At 64.7% G+C, this 19,455-nt stretch carries 22 protein-coding genes; 14 read left to right on the top strand and 8 right to left on the bottom strand.

Annotated features, from left to right (window positions below; translation table 11 throughout):
* Window positions 1-69: 69 nt before the first annotated feature.
* Window positions 70-957 carry a LysR family transcriptional regulator gene (locus tag CAG33_RS11480; protein WP_085638450.1) on the top strand — a complete coding sequence of 296 codons (888 nt, stop codon included), beginning with the start codon at window positions 70-72 and terminating at the stop codon, window positions 955-957.
* Here CAG33_RS11480 and CAG33_RS11475 read toward each other — a convergent pair.
* Window positions 947-1,402: a flavodoxin gene (locus tag CAG33_RS11475; protein ID WP_085638447.1), complete on the bottom strand. Its 456-nt coding sequence runs from the start codon at window positions 1,400-1,402 to the stop codon at window positions 947-949. The genes CAG33_RS11480 and CAG33_RS11475 overlap by 11 nt on opposite strands.
* Before the next feature lie 152 nt (window positions 1,403-1,554).
* On the opposite strand from CAG33_RS11475, the gene CAG33_RS11470 reads away from it, so the two are divergent.
* Window positions 1,555-2,031, top strand: a complete 477-nt coding sequence (locus tag CAG33_RS11470; protein WP_085578668.1) for a PAS domain-containing protein — start codon at window positions 1,555-1,557, stop codon at window positions 2,029-2,031.
* A gap of 54 nt (window positions 2,032-2,085) precedes the next feature.
* Entirely contained in the window at window positions 2,086-2,691 is a 606-nt protein-coding gene (locus tag CAG33_RS11465) for a hypothetical protein (protein WP_085638444.1), read from the top strand.
* A 3-nt stretch (window positions 2,692-2,694) separates the two neighbouring features.
* On the opposite strand, the gene CAG33_RS11460 is transcribed toward CAG33_RS11465, so the two are convergent.
* Window positions 2,695-3,654: a MerR family transcriptional regulator gene (locus tag CAG33_RS11460; protein WP_085638441.1), complete on the bottom strand. Its 960-nt coding sequence runs from the start codon at window positions 3,652-3,654 to the stop codon at window positions 2,695-2,697.
* Window positions 3,655-3,877: 223 nt separating this feature from the next.
* Between CAG33_RS11460 and CAG33_RS11455 the strand changes: the two genes are divergently transcribed.
* From CAG33_RS11455 to CAG33_RS11430, 6 genes are all read left to right on the top strand, one after another.
* Window positions 3,878-4,447 carry an antibiotic biosynthesis monooxygenase gene (locus CAG33_RS11455; RefSeq protein WP_085638438.1) on the top strand — a complete coding sequence of 190 codons (570 nt, stop codon included), beginning with the start codon at window positions 3,878-3,880 and terminating at the stop codon, window positions 4,445-4,447.
* Between the two features lie 103 nt (window positions 4,448-4,550).
* Window positions 4,551-5,261, top strand: a complete 711-nt coding sequence (folM, locus tag CAG33_RS11450) for a dihydromonapterin reductase (protein WP_085631672.1) — start codon at window positions 4,551-4,553, stop codon at window positions 5,259-5,261.
* Between the two features lie 18 nt (window positions 5,262-5,279).
* Window positions 5,280-5,840, top strand: a complete 561-nt coding sequence (gene folE, locus CAG33_RS11445; RefSeq protein ID WP_085578658.1) for a GTP cyclohydrolase I FolE — start codon at window positions 5,280-5,282, stop codon at window positions 5,838-5,840.
* Window positions 5,841-6,212 (top strand): dihydroneopterin triphosphate 2'-epimerase, encoded by a 372-nt coding sequence (folX, locus tag CAG33_RS11440; protein WP_085578656.1) that lies wholly within the window; start codon window positions 5,841-5,843, stop codon window positions 6,210-6,212.
* Between the two features lie 68 nt (window positions 6,213-6,280).
* Window positions 6,281-6,577: a DUF1244 domain-containing protein gene (locus CAG33_RS11435; RefSeq protein ID WP_085578654.1), complete on the top strand. Its 297-nt coding sequence runs from the start codon at window positions 6,281-6,283 to the stop codon at window positions 6,575-6,577.
* On the top strand, window positions 6,570-6,908 hold the full coding sequence (locus tag CAG33_RS11430; RefSeq protein ID WP_085578652.1) for a HopJ type III effector protein: 339 nt from the start codon (window positions 6,570-6,572) through the stop codon (window positions 6,906-6,908). The genes CAG33_RS11435 and CAG33_RS11430 overlap by 8 nt, the downstream gene beginning before the upstream one ends.
* Window positions 6,909-7,063: 155 nt before the next feature.
* On the opposite strand, the gene trxB is transcribed toward CAG33_RS11430, so the two are convergent.
* Window positions 7,064-8,026, bottom strand: coding sequence for a thioredoxin-disulfide reductase (gene trxB / locus CAG33_RS11425; protein WP_085578650.1), 963 nt, complete (start codon window positions 8,024-8,026; stop codon window positions 7,064-7,066).
* A gap of 311 nt (window positions 8,027-8,337) precedes the next feature.
* Between trxB and cysZ the strand changes: the two genes are divergently transcribed.
* The gene (cysZ, locus tag CAG33_RS11415; RefSeq protein ID WP_085631674.1) at window positions 8,338-9,090 is read left to right on the top strand and encodes a sulfate transporter CysZ; all 753 of its coding nucleotides are present in this window, start codon (window positions 8,338-8,340) and stop codon (window positions 9,088-9,090) included.
* A 51-nt stretch (window positions 9,091-9,141) separates the two neighbouring features.
* Entirely contained in the window at window positions 9,142-10,341 is a 1,200-nt protein-coding gene (locus CAG33_RS11410; RefSeq protein WP_085638435.1) for a glycosyltransferase family 1 protein, read from the top strand.
* Window positions 10,342-10,471: 130 nt separating this feature from the next.
* Here the strand turns inward: CAG33_RS11410 and CAG33_RS11405 are convergent, their stop codons facing one another.
* The 3 genes from CAG33_RS11405 to CAG33_RS11395 form a co-directional block, all read right to left on the bottom strand.
* The gene (locus CAG33_RS11405) at window positions 10,472-11,575 is read right to left on the bottom strand and encodes an NADH:flavin oxidoreductase (RefSeq protein WP_085638432.1); all 1,104 of its coding nucleotides are present in this window, start codon (window positions 11,573-11,575) and stop codon (window positions 10,472-10,474) included.
* Window positions 11,576-11,732: 157 nt separating this feature from the next.
* A complete protein-coding gene (locus CAG33_RS11400) occupies window positions 11,733-12,215 on the bottom strand; it encodes a glutathione peroxidase (protein WP_085578642.1) in 483 nt (160 codons plus the stop codon).
* Window positions 12,216-12,338: 123 nt separating this feature from the next.
* The gene (locus CAG33_RS11395; protein WP_085638429.1) at window positions 12,339-12,824 is read right to left on the bottom strand and encodes a peptidylprolyl isomerase; all 486 of its coding nucleotides are present in this window, start codon (window positions 12,822-12,824) and stop codon (window positions 12,339-12,341) included.
* On the opposite strand from CAG33_RS11395, the gene CAG33_RS11390 reads away from it, so the two are divergent.
* The 3 genes from CAG33_RS11390 to CAG33_RS11380 are packed head-to-tail and all read left to right on the top strand — an operon-like array spanning window position 12,823 to window position 16,201.
* The gene (locus tag CAG33_RS11390) at window positions 12,823-13,131 is read left to right on the top strand and encodes a DUF3565 domain-containing protein (RefSeq protein WP_085631680.1); all 309 of its coding nucleotides are present in this window, start codon (window positions 12,823-12,825) and stop codon (window positions 13,129-13,131) included. The two genes, CAG33_RS11395 and CAG33_RS11390, sit on opposite strands and share 2 nt — an antisense overlap.
* Before the next feature lie 60 nt (window positions 13,132-13,191).
* Entirely contained in the window at window positions 13,192-15,291 is a 2,100-nt protein-coding gene (pta, locus tag CAG33_RS11385; RefSeq protein WP_085578638.1) for a phosphate acetyltransferase, read from the top strand.
* Window positions 15,292-15,295: 4 nt separating this feature from the next.
* Window positions 15,296-16,201 carry an acyltransferase gene (locus CAG33_RS11380; RefSeq protein WP_085631682.1) on the top strand — a complete coding sequence of 302 codons (906 nt, stop codon included), beginning with the start codon at window positions 15,296-15,298 and terminating at the stop codon, window positions 16,199-16,201.
* A gap of 237 nt (window positions 16,202-16,438) precedes the next feature.
* On the opposite strand, the gene cysN is transcribed toward CAG33_RS11380, so the two are convergent.
* A complete protein-coding gene (cysN, locus tag CAG33_RS11375) occupies window positions 16,439-18,337 on the bottom strand; it encodes a sulfate adenylyltransferase subunit CysN (protein ID WP_085578635.1) in 1,899 nt (632 codons plus the stop codon).
* A 13-nt stretch (window positions 18,338-18,350) separates the two neighbouring features.
* The gene (gene cysD, locus CAG33_RS11370; RefSeq protein ID WP_085578633.1) at window positions 18,351-19,268 is read right to left on the bottom strand and encodes a sulfate adenylyltransferase subunit CysD; all 918 of its coding nucleotides are present in this window, start codon (window positions 19,266-19,268) and stop codon (window positions 18,351-18,353) included.
* Between the last annotated feature and the right edge of the window lie 187 nt (window positions 19,269-19,455).

The raw sequence follows: 19,455 nt of genomic DNA, 5'->3' as shown, positions 1-19,455 counted from the left end.
TTACGAAGCGGCCTGCCATCTCCGAAGCGAATTGTTAGACTCACAGCCATTCCAATTCGGAATCAGGCCATGGAATTCAAACAGCTGCGCAGTTTCGTCGAAGTGATGCATCAGGGCGGGTTCACCCAGGCCGCCAAGACCTTGCACATCAGCCAGTCCGCGGTGAGCAAGCAAGTCGCCCAGCTGGAGCAGAGCCTGGGCACGGCGCTGCTGGAACGGCTCGGCTCGCAGTTGCGCCTGACCGCCGCCGGGAGCGTGGTGCTGCAACGGGCCGAAGGCATGCTGCGCCTGCGCAACGAGTTGCTCAGCGAACTGGACGACCTCAGCCAACTGGCCCGCGGCGAGCTGCGCCTGGGCCTGCCCCTGCTGGGCAGCGACGCGTTGTTCGCCGGGCTGTTCGCCGAGTACCGGCGGCGCTATCCGAACATCGCCATTCACTTGCTGGAGGGCGGCAGCCGCCATGTCGAGCAGGCGGTGCTCAGCGGCGAACTGGAGCTGGGGGGCAGCCTGCTGCCGAAAGATCCGCAGTTCGACTTCCAGCCGTTCTGCGACGAACCGCTGGATGCCTTGCTGCCGGTGGACCATCCGTTGGCCGGCAAGGGAGACATCGGCCTGGAGGAACTGGCGGACACGCCGTTCCTGTTGTATCAGCGCAGCTTCGTGCTCAACGACCGCCTGCTTCAGGCCTGCCAGCAACTGGGCTTCACCCCGACGGAAGGCGGACGCAGCGGCCAGGCGGATTTTCTCGCCGCACTGGTCGCCGCCGGCCAAGGCGTGGTGCTGCTGCCAAGCGTAGTGGCCCGCGCCCTGGAGCGCCCGGGCGTGGTGCGCCTGACCTTGCGGGCGCCGGACACCCTGCGCTGGGACATCGCGTTCATCTGGCGCAGCGGCGCCTACCTGTCGAAAGCGGCGCAGGCCTGGCTGGCGCTGCTGCGCGAGCGGGCGGTCAGCCCTTGAGTGCGGCGATCAGCCCTTCAAGCCACGGCTCGGCGTCGGTTTCCGGGGTGACGCTTTCGCTGGCGTCCAGACGCAGCATGTCCTGCACTTCCCGCAGGCCCAGCTCGGCGAACAGTTCGCGCATCTGCTCGCCGCCGCCGCAGAAAGTCTCGCCGTAGCTGGCGTCGCCCAGGGCGATCACCGCGCCGGGCAGACCGCGCCAGGCCGCCGGCAATTGATCGCGCAGCGCCGAATGCAAATGTTGCAGGTTGTCCGGCAGCTCGCCCATGCCGGTGGTCGAGGTCACCGCCAGGAGCGCTTCAGGGCCGAACGCCTGGAGGTCGGCCAGGTTCGCGCGCGGGTTGTAGAAGGTTTCAAACCCTGCCGCCTTCATGAGGCTCTGGGCGTGGCGGGCGACTTCTTCGGCGGTGCCGTAGACCGAACCGGAGAGAATGGCGACTTTCATCAATCTGATCCCGAAACTGAAAAATGAGCGGCGATAGTAACAGCCGGACGCACAACGCTGCGATTGGTTCTCAACAAGCGCTGATGGCCAGTAGACAGCGCCCGGCGATCTTCTAGAATGCGAGCGGTCGACAACCCTGAAAGGATTCAACCATGATCAATGCCAACCTGCTGCAAATGGTGATCAACGCGTCGAACGACGGCATCGTGGTGGCCGAACGCGAAGGTGAACAGGACAACATCCTGATCTACGTGAACCCGGCCTTCGAACGCCTGACCGGTTACACCAGCGAAGAGATCCTCTACCAGGACTGCCGCTTCCTGCAGTCCGGCGACCGTGACCAGGACAACCTGACGCTGATCCGCAACGCGCTCAGGGACGGCGGTTCGTGCCGCGAGATCCTGCGCAACTACCGCAAGGACGGCACGCCGTTCTACAACGAGCTGTCCCTGTCGACCGTCAAGGGCGCCGAAGACGGGCAGACGTATTTCGTCGGCGTGCAGAAGGACGTGACCGTTCAGGTCAAGGCGCAGCAGCGGGTGATCCAGCTGGAGGCCCAGGTGGCCGCGCTGGAGGCCGAGCTCGCCGCCCTGAAAGCGACGAACGGTTCAAACAAAGCGGCGAACTAATGGTCATTAACTACAATCACCAATGACTTTGTAATTATTTATTTCGAGTTAGCCATGCAACGCGACGCCCTCCTGACCCAGGATGAGCTGGATTTCATCCAGACCATGCAACACAACCCGCAATTGAACGTGCGGGATGCGACGTCGAGTCTCATGGTCAACGGCGGTTCGCAGATCCGCGACCTGCTCACGCGCCTGGCGGCCCATGAGCAGGTGACCATCCAGGCCAACTTCGAAAACCAGCAGATGACCTTCCCTTTGCATCTGGTCGAGGATGAGTTCCACGCCCTGCACCTGCGCCTGGGCGTGCCGAGCATCTACGAGGACGGCCCCATGGTGCGTCCGTGGCGCCTGGCCCTCGAAGAGCCGGTGGCGCTGGAGAACGCCAAGGGGCAGCCGGGCATGCTCTGGGTGCACGAGGTTTCGCACAAGGGCGTCCTGCTCGAAGTGCGCAACAAGACCAAGCCGCCGAAGCACTTCGCTCTGTGGTTCAGCCCGTCGGGTTATGAGCGGATCTCGCTGCGCGGCACCTTCGAGCGGGAAACCGAGCATGGCTTCTACGCCTACGCGCTGAATCAGAGCGACGCCGACGAGACCGAGCGCCTGCGCCAGTTCATCCTGCAGCAGCATCGTCTGTCGCACCCCGCCCTGCACACCTGAGGTTCAGGTATCCAGGTTCCCCGCCAGGAACTGCACCATCCGCTGACGCATGGTCGCGCCCTCGTTGCCCAGGCAACCGATGGACGACCCTGCCAGGCTGTCCTGCGCCAGATCCGCGGCGTCACCGGCCAGCATCAATTGGCAATCCAGGCTCAAGGCCAGACGGTTCAGGCGCCGCGGCAGCTCCGGCGACGGCGCGTGGTTGGAGAACAGCACCAGCGCCTGAGGCTTGATCTTTTCGCAGACCAAGGTGAGTTCGTCGAACGGCTGCCCCGTGGTCAGCACCCGCACCCCCGCATCGCTGTCGCTGAGGAACAGCGCCGCCACCAGCAGTTCGAGTTCGCGGCACTGCCCGGCCAGGGCGCTGACGATCACCTTGCGCGGCTGCGAGCCACGCAGCATGACGACACGCTGCAGCACCCGGGCGCGCAGGAAGCCATCGAGGAACAGCCATTCGCTGGTCTGCCCGAACGCGTCCTGACGCTGCAGCATCTGCAGCCACAGCGGCATCAGGATGTCCTGGAACACCACGGGCAACGCATAGGAAGAGAAGATCTGGCCGTAGACACGGTCCAGCTCCTGATCGTCGAACGAGCTGACCGCCCGGCGCACCTGTTCTTGCCACTGAAGGTAATCGGTCTGCACCAGTTCGTCGGGAATGATGTGCGCCAACGCCTTTCTCGGCTCGGTCCTGGCCAGGATCTTGCCGACCTTGCTCACCGACACGCCGCGGTCGATCCAATCGACGATGCTGCGCACGCGCTCGATATCGTGCACGGAGTACAGGCGGTGCCCGCTTTCGGTGCGTGTCGGCTGGATCAGGCCGTAGCGTCGCTCCCACGCACGCAACGTCACCGGGTTGACGCCGGTCAGCCGAGCCACTTCGCGTATGGGGAACAGCTCTTCGCGCTCGAGCGCGGCAGAGGCCTGCGAGGCAAGGCGAAGCTCGTTGATGACAGGCATTGGCGGGCGCACGTCCTTGTTGGCGTTGGCTGCAAAGTTGGATCCCATTCTACCCCTGATGCCCGGTGCCGGTTCAAGCCGTGAACGGCGACGAATGTGGCTGGTTTTATCGGGGAAATCCGGAATAATCCTTGCTTGTCGAAAAACGCGGCCCACCACCCCGGCGCCGCGTTCAGGCGTTGCCCCTATCCGGAGCGACGCATCTGTAATACGGAGATACAAAATGTCTGCTTCACCCGTCACGCTGATGGTCGCCCGCCGCGTCGCCGAAGGCCGTTATCAGGAGTTGATCGCCTGGCTGCGCGAAGGCGAACAACTGGCCACCGACTTTCCTGGCTACCTGGGTTCCGGCGTGCTCGCCCCGCCGCCCGACGACAACGAATTCCAGATCATCTTCCGCTTCGCCGACGAACAGACGCTGCACGCCTGGGAGCACTCCGCGTCGCGCACCGCCTGGCTTGCCCGCGGCAGCGATCTGTTCGCCCATCCGAAGGAGCACCGGGTCAGCGGCATCGAAGGCTGGTTCGGCGCCGCCGGACAACGGCCGCCACGCTGGAAGCAAGCGGTGGCGATCTGGCTGGCGTTCTTTCCGGTGTCGCTGCTGTTCAATTTCGTGCTGGGCCCGTTGCTCGCCGACATGAGCCTGCTGCCGCGGGTGTTCGTCAGCACGCTGTGCCTGACGCCATTGATGGTCTATTTCTTCATTCCGCTGTCGACGAGGCTGCTGGCCAACTGGCTGAACGGCACGCCGGCGCGCCGTGCCCCCGCCGCCCCCTCCACCCAGAACCCGTAACCCCCGGCGTAGGGGCGGGCCGGCCCGCCCCTGCCGATCCATGCGTAGGTCTGCGCCCGCGCCGCTGTTATAGTTTTTGCTCTCCCCCCGACGCGAGCCGTTCATGACCTCCACCTCCGCCCCGATCCTCATCACCGGCGCCGGCCAGCGTGTCGGGCTGCATTGCGCGCAGCGCCTGCTCGAAGACGGCCACCGCGTCCTGTTCACCTACCGCACCGAACGCCCCGGCGTGCAGGCGCTGCGCGACCTGGGCGCCATCGGCCTGCAGGCGGACTTCTGCGACGAAGCCTCCATCCTGAGCTTCATCGCTGACCTGAAGACCCGCACCGACAGCCTGCGGGCCATCGTGCACAACGCCTCCGAATGGCTGGAGGAAAGCGACGCCCGCCAGGGCCAGGACTTCACGCGGATGTTCGGCGTGCACATGCTCGCGCCGTACCTTATCAACCTGCACTGCGAGGAACTGCTACGCAGGTCCGGCCCGGCCGACATCGTCCATATCAGCGACGACGTGACCCGCCGAGGCAGCAGCAAGCACATCGGCTACTGCGCCACCAAGGCCGGCCTCGACAGCCTGACCCTGTCCTTCGCCGCCCGCTACGCGCCGGCGATCAAGGTCAACGGCATCGCGCCGGCCCTGCTATTGTTCAACCCGGACGACGACGCGGCGTACCGCGCCAAGGCACTGGCCAAATCCGCGCTGGGCATCGAGCCCGGCAGCGAGGTGGTCTACCAGAGCCTGCGCTACCTGCTCGACAACCCCTACGTCACCGGCACCACCCTGACCGTCAACGGCGGGCGGCACGTCAAATAAGCGCCCGCGAGGATCACCATGACGCCTTCCCTGTCCGGCCATTACCGCGAAATCCTCGTCGGCCTCGGCGAAGACCCCGACCGCGAGGGCCTGCTCGACACGCCCGAGCGCGCGGCCAAGGCCATGCGCTACCTGTGCGACGGCTACGGGCAAAGCGTCGAGGCCATCGTCAACGGTGCGCTGGTCGCCTCCGACACCGACGAGATGGTCATCGTGCCCGGCATCGAGCTGTACTCGCTGTGCGAACATCACCTGCTGCCCTTCATCGGCAAGGCCCATGTGGCTTATATTCCGACAGGCAGGGTGCTGGAGCCGTCGAAGGTCGCACGGCTGGTGGACATGTTCGCCCGCCGCCTGCAGATCCAGGAGAACCTCACCCGGCAGATCGCCGAGGCCATCGAACAGGTCACCGCTGCCGCAGGGGTCGCGGTGGTCATCGAGGCCCGACACATGTGCATGATGATGCGCGGTGTCGAAAAACAGAATTCGACCATGAACACCTCGGTCATGCTCGGCGCCTTCCGCGAGTCGAGCAACACCCGCCAGGAGTTCCTGCAATTGATTGGACGGAGCACGTAAATGCCACAACTTCAGCCGGGAACGGCGCGCATCCGGGTCAAGGATCTGCGCCTGCGCACTTTCATCGGGATCAACGAGGACGAGATCCTCAACAAGCAGGACGTGCTGATCAACCTGACCATCCTGTACGCCGCCCAGGAAGCGGTGCGCGACAACGACATCGACCATGCGCTCAACTACCGCACCATCACCAAGGCCATCATCGCCCACGTGGAAGGCAACCGCTTCGCCCTGCTCGAACGCCTGACCCAGGAGCTGCTCGATCTGGTGATGGCCAACACGGCGGTGCAGTACGCCGAGGTCGAGGTCGACAAGCCCCATGCGCTGCGGTTCGCCGAATCGGTGTCGATCACCCTGGCGGCCAGCCGCTGAGCGTAACTGGCGCATCGGGCGCCAGGCTTTTATCATCCGCGCCACGATTTGACTGCACAGAGCCCATCATGACCGAGCAACAACGCCTCGAACTCGAAGCCGCCGCCTTCCGCCGGCTGGTCGCCCACCTGGACAGCCGCAAGGACGTGCAGAACATCGACCTGATGAACCTCGCCGGGTTCTGCCGCAACTGCCTGTCCAAGTGGTACAAGGCCGCCGCCGACGAGCGCCAGATCGAGGTGAGCCTCGATGACGCCCGCGAAGTGGTTTACGGCATGCCGTACGCCGACTGGAAAGCCCACTATCAGCAAGAAGCCAGCGCCGAACAACAGGCGGCGTTCGCCAAAGGAAAACCCAATGAGTGACCTGAACACCCTGCGCGCCAGCTTCAAGAGCGGCGAACACGCCTTCGCCGACACCCTGGCGTTCATCGACGCCGGCTACGACTATCGCCAGCAGGCCTTCAACAACGGCGGCGTGGAAAACGCGGCCGGGCAGAACGAAGGTTCCTGCAAGACCCTCGGACTGGCGCTGCTGGAAGGCTTGAGCGACGAAGAGGCGCTGCTGGCGTTCGGCGAGCACTACCGTTCGGTGGTCGCGACTCCGGAAGGCAGCGACCACGGCAACATCCGCGCGCTGATCAAGCACGGCCTGGCCGGCGTGAAGTTCGAAGCCCAGCCCCTGACCCGCCGCTGAGTCCCGAAAGACACTATCCCTGTGGAAGCCAGCCTGCTGGCGATGGCGTCAGTCAAGCCACCGCAGAGCAACATCCGCCACATCGGGATTGCATCGCCCAAGCAATCGCGGGCACAAAAAAACCGGCCAAGGCCGGTTTTTTCGTTTCTGCGGTGTTAGTGCGCAGCGTTCTGCAGACCGTCCAGGTAGCGCTCGGTGTCCAGGGCCGCCATGCAGCCGGCGCCGGCCGAGGTGATGGCCTGGCGGTACACGTGGTCGGCCACGTCGCCGGCGGCGAAGACGCCTTCGACGCTGGTCGCGGTGGCGTTGCCGTCACGGCCGCCCTGCACCACCAGGTAACCGTCCTTGAGCTCCAACTGGCCTTCGAACAGCGAGGTGTTCGGGGTGTGGCCGATGGCGATGAACACGCCGTCGACCTTCACTTCGTCGAAGCTGCCGTCGTTGTTCTTCAGGCGGGCGCCGGTCACGCCCATGTTGTCGCCCAGCACTTCGTCCAGGGTCGCGTTCAGTTTCAGCTCGATCTTGCCTTCAGCGACACGGGCGTGCAGCTTGTCGATCAGGATCTTCTCGGCGCGGAAGGTGTCGCGGCGGTGGATCAGGGTGACCTTGCTGGCGATGTTGGCCAGGTACAGCGCCTCTTCGACAGCGGTGTTGCCGCCGCCGACCACGGCCACCGGCTTGTTGCGGTAGAAGAAACCGTCGCAGGTCGCGCAGGCGGAAACGCCTTTGCCCATGAAGGTCTCTTCCGACGGCAGGCCCAGGTAGCGGGCGCTGGCGCCGGTGGCGATGATCAGGGCGTCGCAGGTGTAGGTGCCGCTGTCACCGGTCAGGCTGTAAGGCTTGGAGGCGAAGTCCACGGCGTTGATGTGGTCGAACACGATCTCGGTCTCGAAGCGTTCGGCGTGCTCGCGCATGCGCTCCATCAGCACGGGACCGGTCAGGCCGTGGACGTCGCCCGGCCAGTTGTCCACCTCGGTGGTGGTGGTCAGCTGACCGCCGGCCTGCATGCCGGTGATCAGCAGCGGCTTGAGGTTGGCACGGGCCGCGTACACCGCAGCGCTGTAACCGGCAGGGCCGGAACCGAGGATGATCACTCGCGAATGACGGACTTCAGACATGAACCTGCTCCTGTTGACCGGCCAGAACCACTGGCGCGGACGCCGGACTGCCGGCGGGAATAAAAAAGGACTGTGGATAACCTTGGGGAAGGCATGGGCTCGACAGTCCTGCAAAAAGTTGGGTGCAGCGTATCGAGGGGGGCAAGATTAAGGAAATACGGTTTAACAATCCAGCTCATAGGTGGTCTCTATGCGGACACGCTGACGAGCCGGCCGTCTTTGTTACAGTGAATGTCGATCCCACCGCCGCGCTTTCGCCTGCCGGGCAAAGCCGGTAAGGTCGGCGCGTTTTCCCTTGCTCGGAGCCCGATATGCCCGCCCCTGTCCTGTCCGGACCGCAATACCTGCGCGAAGGCCTGAAGCTGGTTCTCAGCCCCGGCCTGCGCCTGTTCGTGCTGCTGCCGCTGGCGATCAACCTGGTGCTGTTCGTCGGATTGATCTACCTGGCCGGCCATCAGTTCAGCCTGTGGGTCGACGCCCTGATGCCGTCGCTGCCCGACTGGCTGGGCTTTCTCAGCTATATCCTGTGGCCCCTGTTCGTGGTGCTGGTGGCCTTGATGGTGTTCTTCACCTTCACGATGCTGGCCAACGTCATCGCGGCGCCGTTCAACGGCTTCCTGGCGGAGAAGGTCGAAGTGGTGGTGCGCGGCACCGACGACTTCCCGGCCTTCAGCTGGGGCGAACTGATCGCCATGGTGCCGCGCACCCTGGCCCGGGAGATGCGCAAGCTCGGCTACTTCCTGCCCCGGGCGGTGGGGCTGTTCATCCTTTCGTTCATTCCGGTGGTGAACATCGTCGCAGCGCCCCTGTGGCTGCTGTTCGGGGTGTGGATGATGGCGATCCAGTACATCGACTACCCGGCGGACAACCACAAGCTGGGCTGGAACGAAATGCTCGCCTGGCTGCGGCACAAGCGCTGGCAGAGCATGAGCTTCGGCGGGGTCGTCTACCTGGCGCTGATGATCCCGCTGGTGAACATCCTAATGATGCCGGCGGCCGTGGCCGGCGCGACGCTGTTCTGGGTGCGCGAGCGCGGCGCCGAGCGTCTGGCCACCCCTGCCTGACCCGGGCGGCGGCCGGTCACAAATCCATCATCCGGATGTCACAACCGCGACATGGCCCCAGCCGACACTGGGGCCATGACGACAGCTCTGCACATCACCCTGATCAGCGAAACCTACCCTCCCGAAATCAACGGGGTGGCCAATACCCTGGGTCGCCTGTGCGAAGGCCTGCGCGCGCGCGGGCACCGGGTGGAACTGGTGCGCCCGCGCCAGGGCGACGATCCCCAGCGCAGCGCAGACGACGGGGTGCTGCTGTGCCGGGGCTGGCCGTTGCCGGGTTATCCCGGGCTGCAATGGGGACAATCGTCGATGCACAAGCTGCTGCGCCGCTGGAAACGCCAGCGCCCGGACGTGCTGTACATCGCCACCGAAGGCCCGCTCGGGCTGTCGGCGCTGCGAGCGGCACGGCGCCTGGGGATCGCGGTGGTGAGCGGCTTCCACACCAATTTCCAGCAGTACACCCACCAGTACGGGCTCAGCCTGCTGACGCGGTTGCTGACCCATTACCTGCGCTGGTTCCACAACCGCTCGGCGCTGACGCTGGTGCCCAGCGTCAGCCAACGCCTGGAGCTGGAGCGCCGGCACTTCGACCGGCTGGCGCTGTTGTCGCGGGGGGTGGACAGCCAGTTGTTCCACCCGGCCAAACGCCTGGACGCCTTGCGTGCGCAGTGGGGTCTGAGCGAGCAGGACATCGCGGTGATTTACGTCGGAAGACTGGCCGCCGAGAAAAACCTCGGCTTGCTGGGACGCAGCTTCGAACGGCTGCGCAGCACTTATCCACAACGCCGCGCGAAGCTGATCGTGGTCGGCGACGGTCCGCTGCGCACCGCCCTGGAAAAGCAGCTGCCCGAGGCGATCTTCTGCGGCTCGCAACGCGGCGAAGCGTTGGCGGCGCACTATGCGTCGGGGGACATCTTTCTGTTCCCCAGCCTCACCGAAACCTTCGGCAACGTGGTGCTCGAAGCCTTGGCCTCAGGTCTGGGCGTGGTGGCCTACGACCAGGCTGCGGCGGCGCAGCACATCCGCCATGGCTACAACGGCGTGCTGGCGATGCCGGGCGACGAGGAAGCGTTCTGCGAGGCGGCGGCATGGTTGCTGGAAGAGCGGGAAACCCTGCGCTCCGTGCGCCTGAATGCGCGCCAGCATGCCAGCCGTCAGGGCTGGGCGACGATCGTCGAGCAGTTCGAAGGGCATCTGCGCGGGGCGTGCTCAGGGGAGCAGGCGATGCCGAACGCGCAGACATTGCCCTGATCCGGGCAGCCCTATTCGTCGGATCGCCGCCCGAAGCCAGGTCGCTCCCACAGGTTTCTCGGGTGCCCGGTGGCCACCGAGCCCTTCGTGGGAGCCAGCCTGCTGGCGATGGCGCCAGTGAAGGCGCCGCCTACACCAGCGTCATCAACGCCTCGCGGCTGAACGGCAGAATCTCTTGTTCGCGGCCTTCGCGGACTTTCTGCGCCCAGTCCGGATCCACCAGCAACGCACGCCCCACCGCCACCAGATCGAACTCGTCGTTGTTCAGGCGCTCCAGCAGTTTCTCCAGGCTGGCGGGCTGCGCGACCTTGTCGGTGTTGACCATGAACTGCAGGAACTCGCCGTCCAGGCCGACGCTGCCGACGGTGATGGTCGGCTTGCCGGTCAGCTGGCGGGTCCAGCCGGCCAGGTTCAGCTCGGAGCCTTCGAACTCCGGTTCCCAGAAACGGCGGGTCGAGCAGTGGAAGATGTCCACGCCGGCGTCGGCCAGCGGCTTGAGGAATTCGCCCAGCGCCTCGGGGGTCTGCACCAGGCGCGCGGTGTAGTCCTGCTGCTTCCACTGGGAGAAACGGAAGATGATCGGGAAACCTTCGCCGACCGCCGCACGCACGGCGCGGATCAGTTCGATGGCGAACCGCGAACGGTTGGCCAGGTCGCCGCCGTACTCATCGGTGCGCTGGTTGCTGCCTTCCCAGAAGAACTGGTCGATCAGGTAGCCGTGGGCGCCGTGGATCTCCACGCCATCCATGCCGATGCTTTGCGCATCCTTGGCGGCCTGGGCGAAGGCGCCGATCACGTCCTGGATGTCCTGCTTGCTCATGCCGTGCACCACGACCTGGCCGTCCTTGAGCTTTTCCGACGGGCCATAGCCCGGCACGCTGGCGTCCGGCTCGGTGCCCAGGCGCCGCACATTGCCCACGTGCCACAGCTGCGGAACGATCTTGCCGCCTTCGGCGTGCACCGCGTCCACGACCTTTTTCCAGCCGGCCAACGCCGCCTCGCCATAGAAGTGCGGCACGTTCGGATAGCCGTTGGAGGCCTGGTGGCCCACGGTGGTGCCTTCGGTGATGATCAGGCCGACCCCGGCCGCCGCACGGCGACGGTAGTACTCGATGACCTTGCTGTTCGGCACGCCGCCCGGCGAGAACGAGCGGGTCATGGGGGCCATGACCACGCGGGTCGGCAGTTCGAGGGCACCTAACTGGAACGGTTTGAACAGGGCTTGGACGGGCATCGGGAAGCTCCACGAAAACGTTGTCGACAGGCACGAGGCCATATGACGGCGATAATATGCGTGACGCCACCCACATGAAAGCATTATTGATCTGAATGATTTAGGGTCAAAAGGCAGGCAAAAAAAATCGCAGTCCGATGGCTGCGATTTTCGTGTTTCAGCTCAATGCCTTTTCGATCGCGGTGATCACGGCCGGATCGTCCGGCGCCGTGCGCGGCGAGAACCTGGCCAGTACGCGGCCGTCCTTGCCCAGCAGGAACTTCTCGAAGTTCCAGGTAATGTCGCCGGGGAACTCGGCCCCCTCGCCCGCCAGCAAGCGGTAGAGCTGATGCCGTTCGTGGCCGTTGACCTCAAGCTTGCTCGACAACGGGAAACTGACCCCGTAGTTCAGGCTGCAGAACTCCTGGATCTCCTGTTCGGAGCCAGGCTCCTGGCCGGCGAACTGGTTGCACGGCAGGCCCAACACGCTGAAGCCCTTGCCTTTGTACTGCTGATGAAGGTTTTCCAATGCCGCGTACTGTGGCGTCAACCCGCATTTGGAGGCGACGTTGACCACCAGCACGACTTGGCCCTTGAAGGGCGCCAGCGGTAGCTCCTGGCCATCCAGGGCTGTCAACTTAAGGTCGTGAAAAGCACTCATGACGGACTCCAGATTCCCGTGTTCCCCTTGAAACAGCCGCTTGGCAGCGCGCCAAGGACAGCCGCAGACTAAAAAGGCGCCCTCAGGGCGCCTCTCCAGTACTCGAAAGCTTAGCGCAGAAAATCAGTGGTGATGGCCACCTTCGCCATGGACGTGGCCATGAGCGATCTCTTCCTGGCTGGCGTCACGGATGGCGACGACCTTGACCTTGAAGTTCAGGCGCTGACCGGCCAGCGGGTGGTTGCCGTCGACGGTGACGTCATCGCCGTCGATGTCGCGGATGGTGACGATCTGCATCTGACCGTCCGGCGCCGAAGCGTGGAACTGCATGCCGACTTCCAGCTTGTCGACGCCTTCGAACATGCTGGCGCTCAGGGTGCTGACCAGTTCGGCCGAGTATTCGCCGTAGGCGTCTTCCGGCTCGACGGAAACGCTCAGTTCGTCACCGGCGCCTTTGCCTTCCAGGGCTTTTTCCAGGCCCGGAATGATGTTGCCTGCGCCATGCAGGTAAACCAGCGGTGCGCCGCCGGCGGAGCTGTCGATGACCTCACCAGCGTCGTTGGTCAGGGTATAGTCGATGGAGACAGCCTTGTTGGCGGCGATCAGCATGAGGCGGGACCTTTTGCATAAGAATGAAGAACGGACAAGTCTAAACAAGGATTTGCCCGAAAGCGAACACAACCCGGACAGACGGGAACAAACGCCCCCGGCGACGGTCACCGGCTTCCACCAGGACGAGGACGGCCACTGGGTCGCCGAGCTGTCCTGCGGCCATACCCAGCACCTGCGCCACCAGCCGCCCTGGCAGTCGCGGGCGTGGGTGCTGGATCCGGCGCAACGCCTTGAAAAAATAGGCCGGCCCTTCGCGTGCGGTTGGTGCGCGCAGGGCTCGGTTAGCGATAACCTTGGCGACTGAATTCAGGCAGATCGCCCAAAGCCGCTGATCGCCATTGCCATGCACCCTTAGAGAATCCGCATGCAGACTTTTTTTATCGCGCCCACCGATTTCGGCGTGGGCCTGACCTCCATCAGCCTCGGGCTGGTGCGTACGCTGGAACGGGCCGGCCTGAAGGTCGGCTTCTTCAAGCCGATCGCCCAGCCGCACCCCGGCGACACCGGCCCTGAACGCTCCACGGAGCTGGTGGCCCGCACCCACGGCCTGAAACCGCCGCAGCCGCTGGGCCTGGCCCATGTCGAGCGGATGCTCGGCGACGGTCAGCTCGACGAGCTGCTGGAAGAGATCATCACCCTTTATCAGCAGGCCGCCGTCGGCAAGGACGTGCTGGTCGTCGAAGGCATGGTGCCGACCCGCAGCGCCAGCTACGCCGCACGGGTCAACCTGCACCTGGCCAAGAGCCTGGACGCCGAGGTGATCCTGGTCTCGGCGCCGGAAAACGAAGTGCTGACCGAGCTGTCCGGCCGGGTGGAGCTGCAGGCGCAGCTGTTCGGCGGGCCGAAGGACCCGAAAGTCCTCGGCGTGATCCTCAACAAGGTCAAGACCGACGAGAGCATGGACGCCTTCGCCGCGCGCCTGAAGGAACATTCGCCGTTGCTGCGCAGCGGCGATTTCCGCCTGCTGGGCTGCATCCCGTTCCAGCCCGAGCTCAACGCCCCGCGCACCCGCGACGTCGCCGACCTGATGGGCGCCCAGGTGCTCAACGCCGGCGACTACGAAACCCGGCGCATGACCAAGACCATCATCTGCGCGCGCACCATGCGCAACACCGTGGACCTGCTCAAGCCCGGCGTGCTGGTGGTGACCCCCGGCGACCGCGACGACATCATCCTGGCCGTCAGCCTCGCGGCCATCAACGGCGTGCCGCTGGCCGGCCTGCTGCTGACCAGCGACACCCTGCCCGACCCGCGCATCATGGAGCTGTGCCGCGGCGCCTTGCAGGCCGGCCTGCCGGTGCTGTCAGTGAGCACCGGCTCCTACGACACCGCCAACCTGCTCAACGGCCTGAACAAGGAAATCCCCGTCGACGACCGCGAGCGCGCCGAGATCATCACCGACTTCGTCGCCAGCCACCTCGACGCCAACTGGCTGCACCAGCGCTGCGGTACCCCGCGGGAGATGCGCCTGTCGCCGGCGGTGTTCCGCTACCAGCTGATCCAGCGGGCCCAGGTGGCCAACAAGCGCATCGTCCTGCCCGAAGGCAGCGAACCGCTCACCGTACAGGCCGCCGCGATCTGCCAGGAGCGCGGCATCGCCCGTTGCGTGCTGCTGGCCAAGCCCGCCGACGTCGAGGCCGTGGCCCGCGCCCAAGGCATCGAACTGCCGCCGGGCCTGGAGATCCTTGACCCGGACCTGATCCGCGAACGCTACGTCGAACCGATGGTGGCCCTGCGCAAGAGCAAAAGCCTCAACGCGCCGATGGCCGAGCAGCAGCTGGAAGACACCGTGGTCATCGGCACCATGATGCTGGCGCTGGATGAGGTGGACGGCCTGGTGTCGGGTGTCATCAACACCACCGCCAACACCATCCGCCCGGCCCTGCAACTGATCAAGACCGCGCCGGGCTGCACCCTGGTGTCGTCGGTGTTCTTCATGCTGTTCCCCGAAGAGGTGCTGGTGTACGGCGACTGCGTGATGAACCCGCACCCGAGCGCGGCGGAACTGGCCGAGATCGCCCTGCAGAGCGCCGACTCGGCGGCGGCCTTCGGCATCACGCCGCGGGTGGCGATGATCAGCTACTCCAGCGGCGAATCGGCCAGCGGCGAGGAAGTCGAGAAGGTGCGCGAAGCCACCCTGCTCGCCCACGAGCAGCAACGCGCGCTGCTGATCGACGGCCCGTTGCAGTACGACGCCGCCGCCAACGAGACCGTGGCCCGGCAACTGGCGCCGAACAGCCAGGTGGCCGGCCGCGCCACGGTGTTCGTGTTCCCTGACCTGAACACCGGCAACACCACCCACAAGGCCGTGCAGCGCAGCGCCGACTGCGTCAGCCTCGGCCCGATGCTGCAGGGCCTGCGCAAGCCGGTCAACGACCTGCCGCGCGGCGCCCAGGTCGACGACATCGTCTACACCATTGCCCTGACCGCGATCCAAGCCGCCAACCGAACCCTGGATATCTGACTCGATGCTGGCCTTTCTTCCCGCTCCCTTGCGCGGCGTCATCGCCGCGCTGCTGTTGGCGCTGAACACGATCCTGCTGTGCTCGTTCCTGTTTGTGGTGGCGCTGTTCAAGGTGCTGCCGTTCGCCTTCACCCAACGCCTGACCCGCTGGCTGATGAGCCACACCCATGAAGCCTGGATCAGCCTCAATAAAGGCTGGATGAACCTGGTCTGCCGCACCCGCTGGCACGTCAGCGGCCTGCAGGGCCTGGACTACCGGCACTCGTACCTGATCACCAGCAACCATCAGAGCTGGGTCGACATCCTGGCGCTGCAGTACGTGTTCAACCGGCGCATCCAGCCGCTGAAGTTCTTTCTCAAGCAAGAGCTGATCTGGGTGCCGGTGATCGGTCTGGCCTGGTGGACGCTGGGCTTTCCGTTCATGAAGCGTTACTCCAAGGCCTACCTGGAAAAGCATCCGGAAAAGAAAGGCAAGGATCTGGAGACCACCCGCAAGACCTGCGCGAAGTTCCGCGACAACCCGGTGGGCATCTTCAACTTCGTCGAAGGCACGCGCTTCACCGCCGCCAAGCATGCCCAGCAGCAGTCGCCGTTCAGGCACCTGCTCAAGCCCAAGGCCGGCGGCATCGCCTTCGTGCTCGATGCGATGGGGGAACAGCTGGAGTCGATCGTCAACGTGACCCTCCACTACCCGGGCGGGCGCCCCGGCTTCGCCGACCTGCTGTGCGGCCGAGTCAAGGAGGTGGTGGTGCATGTCGAGGAACTGAAGGTGCCGCCGCAGTTCGTCGGCCGCAACTACGACCAGGACGGCGAATACCGCCTGCAGTTCCAGGGCTGGATCAATCAGATGTGGCTGGACAAGGATGCGTTGCTGGAGCAGTTGAACCGCGAGTTTCCTGGGCGCCGCTGACCGTGCGATGCATGGATCCCGTTCCTGCGGCGCCTTGACCGGCGCCATCGCCAGCAGGCTGGCTCCCACATGGATTGCGTTGGCCGCAGGCTCTGCATTCAGCCGAATCCTCTATGGGAGCCAGCCTGCTGGCGATGACGTCGGTCCAAGCCCCGCAGAATCAGGAGATCAGGACAGCCCAAACGAAAAGCCCGCCGATGATCGCTCATCGGCGGGCTTTGCGTTTCAGGCCAAGGCTCAGATCGCGCCGCGGCTGCGCAGCAGATCCAGCACGAGCTTGACGCCCTCTTCCAGCGACACGGACTGGGTATCGACCACCAGGTCGGCATCCAGCGGCACGTCATACGGGAAGGACTCGCCCGGAATGTTGTCGCCACCCGCCGCGTACAGGCCCTGCGGATCACGCTCGGCGCAGGCGGTCGGCGATGCCTGGACATAGACCGTCAGCAGACGCTCCTTGCCGATCAGATCCTTCGCCTGCTCGCGCCCTTCGGCGCTCGGCGCGACGAACGCGGCCAGGGTCAGCAGGCCGGCTTCGTTGAACTGACGCGCCACATGGGCGGCTCGGCGCCAATTCTCGGTGCGGCCGGCACGGTCCTGCGGCAAGCCCTTGTTCAGGTCATGGCGCAGGTTCTGGCCGTCCAGCACGAACACCGCACGGCCCATGTCGAACAGCTTGCGCTCGACCGCATAGGCCAGCGTGCTCTTGCCCGCGCCGGAAAGGCCGCTGAACAACACGGTGGCCGGCTGCTGGCCGAAGCGCTGGGCGCGCTCCTCGGTCGCTACATGGGCCAACTTGCCGTGCTGCGTGGCGGTGCCGTGGCTCACCGGCTGGGCGACGATCATGCCGGCGCCGACGGTGCCGTTGGTCAAGCGGTCGATGACGATGAACGCGCCGGTGGTGCGGTTGCTGTCGTAGCCGTCCAGGGCGATCGGCGCATCGAGGGCGATCTTCACCTTGCCGATCTCATTGAGCTGCAACGCGCTCGCCGAACCTTCCTCCAGCGTGTTCACGTCCACCTTGTGGACGATGCTGGCGATCGAGCCCGGCACGTAGCTGGTGGCGCGCTTGATGTCGTACTTCTTGCCCGGCAGCATCGGCTCTTCGGCCATCCACACCAGCATCGCCTCGAAGCTGTCGGTGACCGGCGGCACGTTGTCGGCATGCACCAGCAGGTCGCCGCGGGAGATGTCGATCTCGTCTTCCATGGTCAAGGTCACGGCCTGGCCTGGACCTGCGTGCTCCAGCTCGCCCTCGAAGGTGACGATGGATTTGACGCGGCTGCTCTTGCCCGACGGCAGCACCACGACTTCGTCGCCCTTGTGCACGATGCCGCTGGCCAGGGTGCCGGCGAAACCGCGGAAGTTCAGGTTCGGACGGTTGACGTACTGCACCGGGAAACGCAGGTCGGTGAAGTTGCGGTCGCCCGCCACTTCCACGGTCTCGAGGATTTCCATCAGCGACTGGCCGGTGTACCACGGCGAACGCTCGGACTTGTTCACCACGTTGTCGCCCTTGAGCGCGGACATCGGCACGAAGTGCATGCTCGACGGCTTCATCTTCAGGCCTTCGGCGAACTGCAGGTAGTCGGCCTTGATCGACTCGAACACGCCCTGGTCGAAGTCCTTCAGGTCCATCTTGTTGACGGCGACGACGATGTGCTTGATGCCCAACAGGTTCGCGATGAAGCTGTGGCGGCGGGTCTGGGTCTGCACGCCGTAGCGGGCGTCGACCAGGATGATCGCCAGGTCGCAGGTGGACGCGCCGGTGGCCATGTTGCGGGTGTACTGCTCGTGGCCCGGGGTGTCGGCGATGATGAACTTGCGCTTGGCGGTGGAGAAGTAGCGGTAGGCGACATCGATGGTGATGCCCTGCTCGCGCTCGGCCTGCAGGCCGTCGACCAGCAGCGCCAGGTCGATGTCGTCACCGGTGGTGCCGACCTTCTTCGAGTCGCGGGTGATCGCTTCCAGGTGATCTTCGTAGATCATCTTGGAGTCGTGCAGCAGGCGCCCGATCAGGGTGCTCTTGCCGTCATCGACATTGCCGCAGGTCAGAAAGCGCAGCAGCTCTTTGCGTTCGTGCTGGCCCAGGTAGGCGAGGATGTCCTCGCTGATCAAATCGGATTGGTGCGACATGGTTCGACCCTAATTAGAAATAGCCCTGACGTTTCTTGTCTTCCATCGAGCCTGCGCCATCGTGGTCGATGACCCGGCCCTGGCGCTCGGAAGTCCGCGTCAGCAGCATTTCCTGAATGATGTCCGTCAGGCTTTCGGCCTCGGACTCCACCGCGCCCGTCAACGGGTAGCAGCCAAGGGTACGGAAACGCACTTTCTTCTTGACGATGCGTGCCTTCTCCTCGTCGCTCAGGTGTTCGAGGATACGGTCGTCGTCGATCATGATCAGCGTGCCGTTCTTCTCGATCACTTCGCGCTCGGCGGCGAAATACAGCGGCACGATCGGGATGCCTTCGAGGTAGATGTACTGCCAGATGTCCAGCTCGGTCCAGTTCGACAGCGGGAAGACACGGATCGACTCGCCCTTGTTGACCTTGCCGTTGTAGACGTTCCACAGCTCCGGACGCTGGTTCTTCGGATCCCAGCGGTGCTTGCTGTCGCGGAACGAGTACACGCGCTCCTTGGCGCGGGATTTCTCTTCATCGCGGCGGGCGCCGCCGAAGGCCGCGTCGAAGCCGTGCTTGTCCAGCGCCTGCTTGAGGCCCTGGGTCTTCATGATGTCGGTGTGCTTGGCGCTGCCGTGGGTGAACGGGTTGATGCCCTGCGCCACGCCTTCCGGGTTGACGTGGGTGATCAGGTCCAGGCCCATTTCCTCGACCATGCGGTCGCGGAACCTGTACATCTCCTGGAACTTCCATTGGGTGTCGACGTGCATCACCGGAAACGGCAGCTTGCCCGGGAAGAACGCCTTGCGTGCCAGGTGCAGCATCACGGCGGAATCTTTGCCGATGGAGTACAGCATCACCGGATTGTCGAACTCGGCGGCCACCTCGCGGATGATGTGGATGCTTTCCGCCTCCAGCTGTTTCAGATGCGTCAGTTTGTCGACCATGGCTACTCACGAAAGCTTTCTTATGAACGGCCAGCGGGCCGTGTTCGAGGGCCGAATCCTAGCACAGCGCCCTGCTTCTAATCAGGGCGCCAACTAGATCGAAAGGGCATATGAATATGCCCGTCGGTTCGGCCTGAACGACGCCTTCAGCGACGCTGTCGCCAGCAGGCCGGTTCCACATGTTCCG

This window comes from Pseudomonas sp. B3(2017) (assembly GCF_002113595.1).
Lineage (GTDB): Bacteria > Pseudomonadota > Gammaproteobacteria > Pseudomonadales > Pseudomonadaceae > Aquipseudomonas > Aquipseudomonas ekonensis.
This window is presented reverse-complemented; position numbering and strand designations above follow the sequence as displayed.

Excerpts from the sequence above, each read along its gene's own strand:
- CAG33_RS11480 (WP_085638450.1), top strand. The coding sequence starts at position 70 with ATGGAATTCAAACAGCTGCGCAGTTTCGTCGAAGTGATGCATCAGGGC.
- CAG33_RS11475 (WP_085638447.1), bottom strand. The coding sequence starts at position 1,402 with ATGAAAGTCGCCATTCTCTCCGGTTCGGTCTACGGCACCGCCGAAGAA.
- CAG33_RS11470 (WP_085578668.1), top strand. The coding sequence starts at position 1,555 with ATGATCAATGCCAACCTGCTGCAAATGGTGATCAACGCGTCGAACGAC.
- CAG33_RS11465 (WP_085638444.1), top strand. The coding sequence starts at position 2,086 with ATGCAACGCGACGCCCTCCTGACCCAGGATGAGCTGGATTTCATCCAG.
- CAG33_RS11460 (WP_085638441.1), bottom strand. The coding sequence starts at position 3,654 with ATGCCTGTCATCAACGAGCTTCGCCTTGCCTCGCAGGCCTCTGCCGCG.
- CAG33_RS11455 (WP_085638438.1), top strand. The coding sequence starts at position 3,878 with ATGTCTGCTTCACCCGTCACGCTGATGGTCGCCCGCCGCGTCGCCGAA.
- folM (WP_085631672.1), top strand. The coding sequence starts at position 4,551 with ATGACCTCCACCTCCGCCCCGATCCTCATCACCGGCGCCGGCCAGCGT.
- folE (WP_085578658.1), top strand. The coding sequence starts at position 5,280 with ATGACGCCTTCCCTGTCCGGCCATTACCGCGAAATCCTCGTCGGCCTC.
- folX (WP_085578656.1), top strand. The coding sequence starts at position 5,841 with ATGCCACAACTTCAGCCGGGAACGGCGCGCATCCGGGTCAAGGATCTG.
- CAG33_RS11435 (WP_085578654.1), top strand. The coding sequence starts at position 6,281 with ATGACCGAGCAACAACGCCTCGAACTCGAAGCCGCCGCCTTCCGCCGG.
- CAG33_RS11430 (WP_085578652.1), top strand. The coding sequence starts at position 6,570 with ATGAGTGACCTGAACACCCTGCGCGCCAGCTTCAAGAGCGGCGAACAC.
- trxB (WP_085578650.1), bottom strand. The coding sequence starts at position 8,026 with ATGTCTGAAGTCCGTCATTCGCGAGTGATCATCCTCGGTTCCGGCCCT.
- cysZ (WP_085631674.1), top strand. The coding sequence starts at position 8,338 with ATGCCCGCCCCTGTCCTGTCCGGACCGCAATACCTGCGCGAAGGCCTG.
- CAG33_RS11410 (WP_085638435.1), top strand. The coding sequence starts at position 9,142 with ATGGCCCCAGCCGACACTGGGGCCATGACGACAGCTCTGCACATCACC.
- CAG33_RS11405 (WP_085638432.1), bottom strand. The coding sequence starts at position 11,575 with ATGCCCGTCCAAGCCCTGTTCAAACCGTTCCAGTTAGGTGCCCTCGAA.
- CAG33_RS11400 (WP_085578642.1), bottom strand. The coding sequence starts at position 12,215 with ATGAGTGCTTTTCACGACCTTAAGTTGACAGCCCTGGATGGCCAGGAG.
- CAG33_RS11390 (WP_085631680.1), top strand. The coding sequence starts at position 12,823 with ATGAGGCGGGACCTTTTGCATAAGAATGAAGAACGGACAAGTCTAAAC.
- CAG33_RS11395 (WP_085638429.1), bottom strand. The coding sequence starts at position 12,824 with ATGCTGATCGCCGCCAACAAGGCTGTCTCCATCGACTATACCCTGACC.
- pta (WP_085578638.1), top strand. The coding sequence starts at position 13,192 with ATGCAGACTTTTTTTATCGCGCCCACCGATTTCGGCGTGGGCCTGACC.
- CAG33_RS11380 (WP_085631682.1), top strand. The coding sequence starts at position 15,296 with ATGCTGGCCTTTCTTCCCGCTCCCTTGCGCGGCGTCATCGCCGCGCTG.
- cysN (WP_085578635.1), bottom strand. The coding sequence starts at position 18,337 with ATGTCGCACCAATCCGATTTGATCAGCGAGGACATCCTCGCCTACCTG.
- cysD (WP_085578633.1), bottom strand. The coding sequence starts at position 19,268 with ATGGTCGACAAACTGACGCATCTGAAACAGCTGGAGGCGGAAAGCATC.